This window comes from Brevundimonas sp. ZS04 (genome assembly GCF_001956865.1).
Taxonomy (GTDB): Bacteria; Pseudomonadota; Alphaproteobacteria; order Caulobacterales; family Caulobacteraceae; genus Brevundimonas; species Brevundimonas diminuta.
In genome coordinates, this window is the sequence record NZ_MTHE01000006.1 from 28,232 (window position 1) to 39,797 (window position 11,566).

An 11,566-nucleotide genomic window follows, 5' to 3' on the forward strand; every position below is an offset into this window, starting at 1 on the left:
CGCCCTCAGCCCCTAAACCGTTCCGCCGTAAATCCGTGAAGAAACCAAGCTACACATCCCGTGCGTCGAACCGGCCGACTCAGCGGGCTGCCGACGGACCAACCTAGGTCGAGCTGCTGAAGAATGAGATAACGTCGGTCGAAATGCCTTACGATCACTCTCCGTCTCCCGTTGCGCCTACAGCGTCGTCCCGTTTGTGGACGGCCGGCGCCAGCGGCGGCGTGGCCATACTGGTGATGGCGGTTCTGGCCGTGATGAAGCCGGAACTGGCCGGATGGCTGGCGGCGGGGGCCGTCGCGGTCGCGCTGGCGACCTGGCTGGTGAACCGCAATCCGCCGCCGGCCGCCGATGAGATGGAATTCGAGCCGGGCGGGGTCGATCTGGGACCGGACGCGGCCCTGCTGGGCGATGTGTTCGAGGCGCTGGACGACCCGCTGCTGATCATCAGCGGAGGCGAGGCGGACGACATCGCCGGGCGCCGCATCGCCCTGGCCAATGCGGCGGCGCGCGAGCTGTTCAAGCTAAACGGGACGGGCGGGGGGCTACTGGTTTCGGTGCTGCGCGAGCCGCGCGTGCTGGAGGCGGTGGACGAGGCCCTGTTCGGCGGCGTCGGAGCCGAGGTCGACTATGTGGGCGGCGGCGTTCAGGAACGGCATTGGCGCGCCTTCATACGACCCCTGCCCGCACGCGAGGATTCGGCCTGGGGCGGCGGGATGCTGGCGCTTCTGGCTTTGCGCGACGAGACGGACGTGCGCCGCATGGAGAAGATGCGCGTCGACTTCCTGGCCAACGCCAGCCATGAGCTGCGCACGCCGCTGGCGTCGTTGTCGGGCTTCATCGAGACGCTGAAGGGCCACGCCAAGGACGACCCCAAGGCGCGCGACAAATTCCTCGACATCATGGCGGTGCAGGCCGACCGGATGCGGCGGCTGGTGGCCGATCTGCTGTCGCTGAGCCGGATCGAGCTGAACGAACACATCGCGCCCCTGGGGCGGGTCAATCTGGCGCGGGCGACGGCCGATGTGGTCGATGCGGTCAGCGTCCTCTCGCGCGAGCGTCAGGTGACGATCCATGCGGAGCTGCCGCACGGCGGCGCGGCTGTGACCGGCGATCGGGACGAGATCGCCCAGGTGGTGCAGAACCTGATCGACAACGCCCTGAAGTATTCCAGCGCGGGCGGGACCATCGAGGTCGGCATCGAGATCGACCGCACCCTGGACGAGGCCATGGCGGCGCGAATGCCCGAGGGCAACCGCCTGTCGCTGGCGACCCCGGATCGCGAAACGGGTCAGCGCTACGCCGTCGTCACCGTGCGCGATCACGGGCCGGGCATGGCGCGCGAGCACCTGCCGCGCCTGACGGAGCGATTCTATCGAGTCGAGGGTCAGAAGAGCGGGGATCGGCAGGGCACGGGCCTGGGCCTGGCCATCGTACGCCACATCATCATCCGTCACCGGGGCGGCCTGTCAGTGGACAGCGCGCCGGGGCATGGAGCGATCTTCGCGGCCTGTTTCCCGCTGGCTCCTGCATCCGAGGCGTGAGGTCCGTATTCGGAGCGATCGTCATGCAGCTGCGACATTGCGGCTGGGCGTCGTAACAGAACTGTCATCCAGCCGTCTTAATCCGCTGACGTATCGCAGGCAGTTTCCCGGCCGAAACGCACCGAACCCGGCGCGTTGCTGATTTCTGCGCTGATCGGACCGGATGATCTGGATTTTCCTGCTGCTGCTGATCGCCTTCGCCGTCCTGGCCTATGTGGCCGGGCGGACCTTGGCCGTTCGTCGGAGCCAGGGTGCGAAGTCGCATTCGCGTCCTGGCCAACACGGGCTTTACGCCCTGATCTGGGTCGGTGTTCCTTCCCTGGCGATGCTGATCGCCGCCTCGATCTTCTCCACGCCCATCGAGCAGCAGATGATGCGGGCGGGCGCGCCTGACAGCGTCACCCAGCTGGAGCCGTTCCGCCGCGAAGCCTTCTTCGCCGACGCCCGTCTGGTCGGGGCGGGGCAGGAGGCGCGCCAGATCTGGCCTGCGCCCTACGCCGAGGAACTGCCGGCCGAGGGCCGCCGCGCCCACCGCATCGCCGCGGCCCTGGACTGGGGCGGGGGCGTCGCCGCCCTGATCGCCGCCGTGTTGGGCGGCCTGTTCGTCTTCACCCGCATTCGCCCGGACCTGCGCGCGCGCAACAAGGTCGAGGGCTGGATCACCGGCGTCCTGTTCGCCTGTTCGGCGGTGGCGGTGCTGACCACGGTCGGCATCATCTTCTCGCTGGTGATCGATTCCTTGCGCTTCTTCAGCATGGTGCCGATCACCGAGTTCCTGTTCGGGACCAAGTGGAGCCCGCAGATCGCCATCCGCGCCGATCAGGTCGGGTCGTCGGGCGCCTTCGGGGCCGTGCCGCTGTTCGCGGGCACCTTCCTGATCATGGCCATCGCCATGGCGGTGGCGGCGCCGATCGGCCTGTTCTCGGCGGTCTATCTGTCGGAGTATTCGGGCAAGAAGACCCGCGCCCTGGTCAAGCCCGCGCTGGAGGTTCTGGCCGGGGTGCCGACCGTGGTCTACGGCTTCTTCGCCGCCCTGACCGTTGGGCCGGCTCTGCGCGTCTTCTTCAACGGCATCGGCGAGATGCTGATCGGCGGGCCGTTCAACGATCTGGGCCTCTACCTGTCGCTGGTGCAGAACCAGATGGCTCTGGTCGCGGGCGCGGTCATGGGGATCATGCTCATCCCCTTTGTCAGCTCCCTGTCGGACGACATCCTGAACGCGGTGCCGCAGTCGCTGCGCGACGGCTCCTACGCCATGGGCGCCACCAAGTCCGAGACGATCAAGAAGGTGCTGCTGCCCGCCGCACTGCCGGGCGTGGCCGGGGCCCTGCTGTTGGCCGTGTCGCGCGCCATCGGCGAGACCATGATCGTGACCATGGCCGCCGGTCTGGCCGCCAAGCTGACCTTGAACCCGCTGGAGACGGTCACGACCGTCACCGTCCAGATCGTCACCCTGCTGACCGGCGACCAGGAGTTCAACAGCCCCAAGACCCTGGCCGCCTTCGGCCTGGGACTGACCCTGTTCGTGGTCACGCTGATGCTGAACATCGTCGCCATGCGCATCGTGCAAGCCTATCGGGAACAGTATGACTGACGCCGCCTCTCCCTCGACCGGCGTCAGCCCGCGCACCCAGCGTCTGAAAAGCCGCCTGCGCGCCCGCTATGCGCGTGAGACCCGCTTCCGCTGGTACGGCCGTGCGGCCATCGGCGTGGCTCTGGCCTTCCTGGTGATCCTGCTGGGCAGCATCGTCACCCAGGGCTACACCGCCTTCTACGCCCATACCGTGACCCTGCCGGTCTACATGGACCCGGCGCGGATCGACCGTTCCTATCCGCAAGGCGCTAATTTCGAGCAGATCGTCGCCGAGCAACAGATCCGCCGCCTGGGAATCCAGGACGACGCGCAGGGAACCAAGGCCTCGACCATGAAGGCCCTGCTGTCCTCGGAGCTGAAGTTCCAGGCCGCCAAGATGATCGCGCGCCAGCCCAGCCTGCTGGGCCAGACCGTGCCGGTCGCCGCGCCGCTGTCGGACGACGCCGAGATGTATCTGAAGGGCAAGATCACCCGCGATCAGCCCGAGGACCAGCGCCGCGTCACCAATGAGCAGATGGACTGGCTGGACCGGATGAAGGCCTCGGGCGCCGTGCGCGCCCACTTCAACGCGGCCCTGTTCACCAAGGGCGACTCGACCCAGCCGGAGCTGGCGGGCCTGCTGGGCGCCGTGGTCGGTTCGGCCCTGATGCTGATGGTGACGGCCCTGATCGCCATTCCGGTCGGCGTCGGCGCTGCGGTGTGGCTGGAGGAGTATTCCCCCCGCAACCGCATCACGGCGATCATCGAGGTCAACATCAACAACCTGGCCGCCGTGCCGTCCATCGTCTACGGCCTGCTGGGTCTGGCGCTGTTCATCAACTTCCTGCACCTGCCGCGCGCCAGTCCGCTGGTCGGGGGTCTGGTGCTGGCGCTGATGGCCCTGCCGACCATCATCATCGCCACCCGCTCGTCGCTGAAGGCGGTGCCGCCCTCGATCCGCGAGGCTGCTTTGGCCATGGGCGCCAGCCGCACCCAGACGGTGTTCGGCCACGTCCTGCCGCTGGCCATGCCCGGCGTGATGACCGGCGCCATCATCTCCATGGCCCATGCGCTGGGCGAGACGGCGCCGCTGCTGCTGATCGGCATGATCAGCTTCGTGCCGGGCGTGCCGCACGCCATCGACGAGCCCGTCGGCGCCCTGCCGTCGCTGATCTACATCTGGGAGAACGCGTCCGAGCGCGCCTTCCACGAACGGACGGCGGCCGCCATCCTTGTCCTTCTCGCCTTCATGATCGTCATGAACGCCGCCGCAGTCCTGCTGCGCCGTCGCTTCGAACGCCGGTGGTAAATCTTATGAAGTCCCGCATCTTCCGCGCTCCCGACGGCTCGTCGACCGGCGCCGCCCCCTCTGAAGCCGCCACCCTGTCGACCGCCCCGGCCGTCGGCGCTCACGCCTCGGCGCCGCTGGGTCCGATCAAGATCGCCGCGCGCGACGTCTGCGTCTTCTATGGCGAGAAGCAGGCCCTGTTCGACGTCTCGTTGGAGATTCCGGACAAGACGGTGACGGCGCTGATCGGCCCGTCGGGTTGCGGCAAGTCGACCTTCCTGCGGACGATGAACCGCATGAACGACACCATCCCCGGCACCCGCGTGACCGGCCGGATCGACATGGACGGCGCGGACATCAACGACAAGAAGATCGACCCGGTGCTGCTGCGCGCCCAGGTCGGCATGGTGTTCCAGAAGCCGAACCCCTTCCCCAAGTCGATCTATGAGAACGTGGCCTATGGGCCCAAGATTCACGGCTTGGCCTCGACCAAGGGCGAGATGGACGAGATCGTCCAGAAGTCGCTGAAGCGCGCCGGCCTGTGGGACGAGGTCGCCGACCGCCTGCACTCGCCGGGCACCGGCCTGTCGGGCGGTCAGCAGCAGCGTCTGGTCATCGCCCGCGCCATCGCGGTCGAACCCGAAGTCATCCTGATGGACGAGCCCTGCTCGGCGCTGGACCCGATCGCCACGGCCAAGATCGAGGAGCTGATCGACGAACTACGCGAGCGCTACTGCATCGTCATCGTCACCCACTCGATGGCCCAGGCGGCCCGCGTGTCGCAGCGCACGGCCTTCTTCCATATGGGCAAGCTGGTCGAGACCGGCGACACCGAAGAGATCTTCACCAACCCGCGCGAAAAGCGCACGCTCGATTACATCACCGGCCGCTTCGGCTGAGGACGCGACGATGAACCAGCATACGGTCAAGGCTTACGGCGACGAGCTGAACCAGTTGACGGCCGAGGTGGTCCGCATGGGCGGCCTGGCCGAGGCGCAGGTGGCGGACGCCATCGAATCCGTCGCCCGCCGCGACGTGGCGCTGGCCAAGGCGGTGGTCGAGCGCGACAACCGCCTGGACGCCCTGCATCGCGACATCGAGAAGAAGGCGATCCGCCTGATCGCCCTGCGCCAGCCGGTCGCCAGCGACCTGCGTCGGACGCTGGGAGCCATGAAGCTGGCCTCGGACCTGGAGCGGACCGGCGACCTGGCCAAGAACATCGCCAAGCGGGCGCTGATCCTGGCCGAGGCCGAGCCGATGCAGCCCCTGACCCGCTCGATCGAGCGGATGGGACGGCTGGTGTCGAACCGCCTGCGCGACGTGCTGGACGCCTATACGGCCTCTGAGATCGAGCGCGCCTTGTCGGTCTGGCAGACCGACGACGAGGTGGACGAACACTACAACGCCCTGTTCCGCGAACTGCTCACCTATATGATGGGCGACCCGCGCACGATCACGGCCTGCACCCACCTGCTGTTCATGGCCAAGAACCTGGAGCGGATCGGCGACCACGCGACCAATATCGCCGAGACGGTCCACTATGAGATCACGGGCGAGGACATGCTGGGCGAGCGGCCGAAGGCCGTGCCCGGTCCCGGCGAAGAGCCGACGCCGACCCCGCACCTGTCTGCGTCGCCCGACGCGGCGGACGACTGATCCCCCCTACATCGCTGACGACTTCGACGAACCGGAGAGGCTGACGTGCAACCCTATATCCTGGTGATGGAAGACGAGGACGCCCTGGCCACCCTGCTCCAGTACAATCTGGAGAAGGAAGGCTATGACGTGGCCGTCGCCGCCGACGGCGAGGAGGGGATGTTGCAGATCGACGAACGCACCCCCGACCTGATCCTGCTGGACTGGATGCTGCCCAAGCTGTCGGGCATCGAGGTCTGCCGTCGCGTGCGCGGCCGGGCCGAGACCCGCAACCTGCCCATCATCATGCTGACCGCGCGCGGCGAAGAGACGGACCGCGTGCGCGGCCTGGACACCGGCGCCGACGACTACATGACCAAGCCCTTCTCGATGACGGAGCTGACCGCGCGCATCCGCGCCGTGCTGCGCCGCATCCGTCCGGGCCTGGCCGACGACCGGGTCAATCATGCCGACATCATCATGGACCGCGTCGCCCACCGCGTCAGCCGCGCGGGCCGCGAGGTGCATCTGGGGCCGACGGAGTTCCGTCTGCTGGACCACTTCCTCAAGCATCCGGGCCGGGTGTTCAGCCGCGAGCAGCTGCTCGACGCGGTCTGGGGCTCGGACGTCTATGTCGAGGCCCGCACGGTGGACGTCCACGTCGGCCGCCTGCGCAAGGCGCTGAACGTCGAAGGCACGGTCAACCCGATCCGCACCGTGCGCTCGGCGGGCTATTCGCTGGACTTGAACAACTAGGCGGCGCCTCCTGCGGCGCGGGCCACGTCACTCCACACCGCTCTACGACGCGCCACGGCGCCCCATCCCCTGCTGTCATCCTCGGGCTTGCCCCGAGAATCCAGCCGTCCGCCTGCACGGCGTTGAACGGGTGAGCGCGCCGTCGCCCTGGATCCTTGGGGCAAGCCCGAGGATGACGGCGTGTAGAGGCGGGAAACGGTGCGTATGGGGCGAAGCCCGGGCGTGTGGGGGCGAGGAGCAGGAGCTTAACTTTTCTTCATCTGCATCTGCTCGGCCATGCCGCCGCCTCTGAACGACGACGTCGCATCGGGGGAGGGAAGCCATGCCGGACGCCATTATCGCCATGTCAGGCTGGGTCGGGGCGGTCGCACTGGCGGGCGGGGCGGCGGCCGTGCTGTCGCGCGGCAAGGTGCGCTGGGGCTGGCTGGCCGCAGCTCTGCTGCTGATGGCGGTCTATGACGCCGTGCTGACGCGCGGCTATGGCCATATCCCGCTGGACTTCGGTCCCTCGCGCTGGAACTGGGAGGGCAAGACGCTGGCCGTCCTGCTGTCCTTGGCGGTCGCCAGCCTGCCCATCGTGGGGTGGCGGCGCAGCGGCCTGACCCTGCATCAGAACCGGCAGGGACTGAAGGGGGCGCTGATCCTGTCGGGCCTGCTGGTCCTGCTGTTTCTTGGGCTGGCGATCGCGATGCCGGGCGAGGGGTTCGACGCAGACAGCCTGGCTTTTCAACTGACCATGCCGGGGCTGGACGAGGAGATCTTCTATCGCGGCGTGCTGCTGCTGATGCTGAACGAGGCGTTCGGGCGGCCGGTCCGCGTGCTGGGCGCGCCAATGGGCTGGGGCGCGGCGCTGACGGCGCTGGCGTTCGGCCTGACCCACGCCCTGGGCTATCAGGACGGCGGCTTCACCTTCGACTGGGCGCCGATGGCGACGACGGGGCTGGCGGGCCTGTTGCTGGTCTGGCTGCGCGAAAAGACCGGCAGCGTGCTGCTGCCGGTCCTGCTGCACAACTACGGCAACGCCGTCTTCATGCTGGTCTGAGGGATCAGGCCTCGGCCGTTTCCAGCTCGGCCGGGTCGATCTCATAGTTGGTCGAGCAATACTCGCACGTCACGCGGATCTTGCCGTCGTCCTCGACCATTTCGGCGCGTTCTTCCGCCGGGAAGGATTGCAACACGGTGGCGATGCGGTCCTTTGAGCAGCGGCAGACGGCGGCCAGGGCCTTGGCGCCTTCCAGCCGCACGCCGTCCTCATGGAACAGACGGTACAGCAGGGTCTCGGCGCTGATGGTCGGGTCGATCAGCTCGTCGTCGCCCAGGGTGGCGAACAGGGCGCGGGTGCGCTCCCACACTTCTTCGGTCGAGCCGCGCGACTCGTCGCCGGCGATGACCTGGATCATCGCCCCGCCCGCGCGCCAGGTGCGGCCCGCGTCGGTTTCGACCTCGCCGACGGCCAGGCGAACCTTGGTCGGCACCTGCTCGGACTGGGTGAAGTAGTGTTCGGCGCACAGCGACAGGCTCTCGCCCTCGATGGGGGTCACGCCCTGGGTGCGTTCGAAGTCGGCGCCGCGGTCTACCGTCATGATGAAGACGCCGCCGCCCAGCAGGGTCTTGGCCCCCGGACGGGCGAAGCCTTCCGACGCCTTGGCCACTTCTTCCGGGTCGAACCGGCAGAAGCCGCGCAGATGGCCGTCCGTGCCGTAGTCGGCGACGACATAGCGCACCGGGCCGTCGCCCTGGGCCTGAACGATCAGGCGGCCGTCGAACTTCAGCGCCGAGCCGACGATGGCGGCCAGGACGCAGGCCTCGCCCAGCAGGGCGGCGACCGGCTCGGGATAGGCGTGGGCCGACAGGATCTTGTCGACCGCTTCGCCCAGGCGGACCAGGCGGCCGCGCACCGGCCAGCCTTCGATCTGGAAGGCGGCGGCGAAGTCGTCCGTCGGGGCGGCGATGGGGGCGTCGGGCGCGTGATCGGTCACGGCGTGAAATCCTGAAAACTGTCGGAAGCGGCGCAACATAGGGAGCCGCGGGCGGCTTGGTAAGGGGAGGGCGTGTCGCCTGCGTCACGACCGCGCGCGGCGGCGACAAGCTTGACCGGATGAAGGGAACCCTTTGTGCTGAAGCTCGCTCCCTTAGATGAAACCGTTTCCTTCCCGAGAGGTCTGACATGATGGATCGTGAGTTCAACGTCGTGGACGAGGTCCGCAAGCATCCCGGAATCACGGCGGGGGTGGTGGCTGTGCTGGCGGGCGTGGGTCTGGCGACCATCCTGCTGAGCCAACGCACCGGCCCGACGCGTTATGAGCGGATCAAGACCCGCATCGACCCGCGCGGCTGGTTCGACGCCGAGGCTCTGCGCCACCGCTTTGACGACATCGCGCGCGGCGTGCGCGACGGCGCGGACGACCTGACCCACCGTGCGGCCGATCTGGGCGGCTACGCCCAGGACCGCGCGGGCCGCTTCGGCGCCGAGGCGCGGGATCGGGCTGACGACTGGTATCGCCGCACCAGGAAGAAATCGCGCCGTCCGATGCGCCGCTACACCAAGCAGGCGCGCCGCTATGTCGAGGACGCCGGCGACTTCGCCCGCGATCACGCCAAGGAGGGCGGCGCCCTTCTGGCTGTGGCCACCATCGCCGCTGCCATCGGCGCGGCGGCGCTGGAAAGCCGCCGGCGCGCCGGAAACGGCGGCCGCTGAGCCGGTTTTCCGCCGTAAATGGAAAAAATATGCGGAAAGGGGTGCTGCGGCGCCCCTTTTTATTGCTGCGAGTGCGAAGAAGGTCTAGAGCCCGCGCATGATCTCGCCCGTCTTCATCTTCGACTTCGATTCCACCCTGGTTCGCATCGAAACGCTGGAGGCGCTGGCCGATCTGGCGTTGAAGGATGCGCCGGACGCCGCCGAGCGCAAGGCCCGGATCGCGGCCCTGACCGACGACGCCATGAACGGCCGCATCGGCTTCGGCGAGGCGCTGAAGCAGCGGCTGGACCTGCTGGCGCTGCGCCGTGAACACGTCGAGACCCTGACCGATCGCATCCTGGACGAGGCGACGGTCTCCATTCGCCGCAACGTCGACTTCTTCCAGCGCAACGCCGAGCGCATCTACATCCTGTCGGGCGGCTTTCGCGAGGTGATCGCCCCCCTGGCCGAGCGGCTAGGCGTGGCGTCCGATCATGTGCTGGCCAACGACCTGATCTATGACGATGAAGGCCGCGTCACGGGCGTGGACACGGCCAACCCGCTGTCGCGCGAGAACGGCAAGCCTGAGGTCATCCGGGCGCTGAACCTGGAAGGGCCGGTGGTCATGGTCGGCGACGGCTGGACCGACGCCGAGGTCAAGATTCAGGGCGCGGCCGACCGCTTCTACGCCTTCACCGAGATCGTCAGCCGCGCCAAGGTGATCGAGGCCGCCGACGCCGTCGCCGCCTCTCTGGACGAGGTGCTGTACGCCGAGGGCGTGGCCGGGCGCTGGTCCTATCCGCGCAACCGCATCCGCATGCTGCTGCTGGAGAACGTCCACCCCGCCGCCGTCGAACGGCTGGAGGAGGCGGGCTATACCGTCGAGACCATGAAGGGCGCGCTGGACGAGGACGACCTGATCGAGGCGATCAAGGGCGTGCACGTCCTGGGCATCCGCTCCAAGACCAATGTCACGCGCAGGGTGCTGGACGCCGCGGACCGGCTGATGGCCGTGGCGGCCTTCTGCATCGGCACCAATCAGGTCGATCTGGACGCGGCGGCGGACAAGGGCGTGGCGGTGTTCAACGCCCCCTATTCCAACACCCGCTCGGTGGTCGAACTGGCCATCGGCATGATGATCGTGCTGATGCGCGACGTGGCGGACAAGTCGCGCGAAATGCACAAGGGCGTGTGGAACAAGTCGGCCACGGGATCGCGCGAGGTGCGCGGCAAGACGCTGGGCATCGTCGGCTACGGAGCCATCGGCAGCCAGTTGTCGGTGCTGGCCGAGAACCTGGGCATGAGGGTGCTGTTCTACGACCTGTCCGAGCGGCTGGCGCTGGGCAATGCGCGGCGGATGCGCTCGCTGGACGCCCTGCTGGCCGAGGCGGACGTGGTGACGCTGCACGTCGACGGCCGCAAGGAAAACACCGCCATCATCGGGGCCGACCAGTTCGCCAGGATGAAGCCGGGCGCCCTGTTCCTGAATCTGTCGCGCGGCCATGTGGTCGATGTGGACGCGATGGCGGCGGCGCTGAAGTCCGGCCGTCTGGGCGGGGCGGCGGTCGACGTCTTCCCCGAGGAGCCGCGCACCAACGCCGACCCGTTCGACAGTCCTCTGGTCGGTTTGGACAAGACCATCCTGACCCCGCACATCGGCGGCTCGACCGAAGAGGCGCAGGAAGCCATCGCCGAGTTCGCGGCCGAGCGGCTGCTGGGCTATCTGAACCGGGGCGACACCACCTTCTGCGTCAACCTGCCCAACGTGCAGCTGGCCGAGGTGACGCGCGCGCACCGACTGCTGCACATCCACCGCAACCAGCCGGGCGTGCTGGCCGAACTGAACCGCGCCCTGTCGGATGCGGGGCTGAACATCCTGGGCCAGCACCTGAAGACGGACGAGCGGACCGGCTATGTCATCACCGACGTGGATCGCGACTATGACCGCGAGGCGCTGACGGCGCTGAAGCAGCTTCCCGGCACGATCCGCTTCCGCCGACTGCACTGATCGTCGATCACCTTCCGTCACGTCATCTTGCGTCCTGCGAAAAGCGGCGCAGAGTGGCGGATAACGACCGCATACGGACGGTCGATGG

General features: G+C 68.0%; 10 protein-coding genes and 1 pseudogene. 10 read left to right on the top strand and 1 reads right to left on the bottom strand.

The window, feature by feature from the left end; all coding sequences use genetic code 11:
• Window positions 1-143 precede the first annotated feature (143 nt).
• The 7 genes from BJP32_RS09435 to BJP32_RS09465 all read left to right on the top strand — a co-directional run bounded on the left by BJP32_RS09435 (window position 144) and on the right by BJP32_RS09465 (window position 7,835).
• Window positions 144-1,541 (top strand): cell wall metabolism sensor histidine kinase WalK, encoded by a 1,398-nt coding sequence (locus BJP32_RS09435; RefSeq protein ID WP_076223815.1) that lies wholly within the window; start codon window positions 144-146, stop codon window positions 1,539-1,541.
• A 163-nt stretch (window positions 1,542-1,704) separates the two neighbouring features.
• Entirely contained in the window at window positions 1,705-3,135 is a 1,431-nt protein-coding gene (pstC, locus tag BJP32_RS09440; RefSeq protein ID WP_076223817.1) for a phosphate ABC transporter permease subunit PstC, read from the top strand.
• A complete protein-coding gene (pstA, locus tag BJP32_RS09445; protein WP_046653297.1) occupies window positions 3,128-4,423 on the top strand; it encodes a phosphate ABC transporter permease PstA in 1,296 nt (431 codons plus the stop codon). Before pstC ends, pstA begins: the two co-directional genes overlap by 8 nt.
• Before the next feature lie 5 nt (window positions 4,424-4,428).
• Window positions 4,429-5,301 (top strand): phosphate ABC transporter ATP-binding protein PstB, encoded by an 873-nt coding sequence (pstB, locus tag BJP32_RS09450; RefSeq protein WP_046653298.1) that lies wholly within the window; start codon window positions 4,429-4,431, stop codon window positions 5,299-5,301.
• 10 nt (window positions 5,302-5,311) lie between these two features.
• A complete protein-coding gene (phoU, locus tag BJP32_RS09455; RefSeq protein WP_003165712.1) occupies window positions 5,312-6,058 on the top strand; it encodes a phosphate signaling complex protein PhoU in 747 nt (248 codons plus the stop codon).
• A 45-nt stretch (window positions 6,059-6,103) separates the two neighbouring features.
• Window positions 6,104-6,793, top strand: coding sequence for a phosphate regulon transcriptional regulator PhoB (phoB, locus tag BJP32_RS09460; RefSeq protein ID WP_003165711.1), 690 nt, complete (start codon window positions 6,104-6,106; stop codon window positions 6,791-6,793).
• Window positions 6,794-7,115: 322 nt separating this feature from the next.
• Window positions 7,116-7,835: a CPBP family intramembrane glutamic endopeptidase gene (locus BJP32_RS09465; RefSeq protein WP_003165710.1), complete on the top strand. Its 720-nt coding sequence runs from the start codon at window positions 7,116-7,118 to the stop codon at window positions 7,833-7,835.
• A 4-nt stretch (window positions 7,836-7,839) separates the two neighbouring features.
• Here the strand turns inward: BJP32_RS09465 and BJP32_RS09470 are convergent, their stop codons facing one another.
• Complete coding sequence (locus BJP32_RS09470; protein WP_040346899.1) at window positions 7,840-8,772, bottom strand: Hsp33 family molecular chaperone; 933 nt, start codon at window positions 8,770-8,772, stop codon at window positions 7,840-7,842.
• Between the two features lie 188 nt (window positions 8,773-8,960).
• On the opposite strand from BJP32_RS09470, the gene BJP32_RS09475 reads away from it, so the two are divergent.
• The 3 genes and pseudogenes from BJP32_RS09475 (at window position 8,961) to serA (ending at window position 11,478) form a co-directional block, all read left to right on the top strand.
• Window positions 8,961-9,491, top strand: coding sequence for a hypothetical protein (locus tag BJP32_RS09475; RefSeq protein ID WP_052748047.1), 531 nt, complete (start codon window positions 8,961-8,963; stop codon window positions 9,489-9,491).
• Window positions 9,492-9,588: 97 nt separating this feature from the next.
• Window positions 9,589-10,113 (top strand): annotated as a pseudogene (locus tag BJP32_RS17895) (HAD family hydrolase); the annotation flags it as partial.
• Window positions 10,114-10,248: 135 nt separating this feature from the next.
• Window positions 10,249-11,478: a phosphoglycerate dehydrogenase gene (serA, locus tag BJP32_RS09480; protein ID WP_232624027.1), complete on the top strand. Its 1,230-nt coding sequence runs from the start codon at window positions 10,249-10,251 to the stop codon at window positions 11,476-11,478.
• Window positions 11,479-11,566 lie beyond the last annotated feature (88 nt).

Coding starts and splice junctions, on each gene's coding strand:
- pstA (WP_046653297.1), top strand. CDS start 3,128: ATGACTGACGCCGCCTCTCCCTCGACCGGCGTCAGCCCGCGCACCCAG.
- pstB (WP_046653298.1), top strand. CDS start 4,429: ATGAAGTCCCGCATCTTCCGCGCTCCCGACGGCTCGTCGACCGGCGCC.
- phoU (WP_003165712.1), top strand. CDS start 5,312: ATGAACCAGCATACGGTCAAGGCTTACGGCGACGAGCTGAACCAGTTG.
- BJP32_RS09435 (WP_076223815.1), top strand. CDS start 144: ATGCCTTACGATCACTCTCCGTCTCCCGTTGCGCCTACAGCGTCGTCC.
- BJP32_RS09475 (WP_052748047.1), top strand. CDS start 8,961: ATGATGGATCGTGAGTTCAACGTCGTGGACGAGGTCCGCAAGCATCCC.
- BJP32_RS09465 (WP_003165710.1), top strand. CDS start 7,116: ATGCCGGACGCCATTATCGCCATGTCAGGCTGGGTCGGGGCGGTCGCA.
- pstC (WP_076223817.1), top strand. CDS start 1,705: ATGATCTGGATTTTCCTGCTGCTGCTGATCGCCTTCGCCGTCCTGGCC.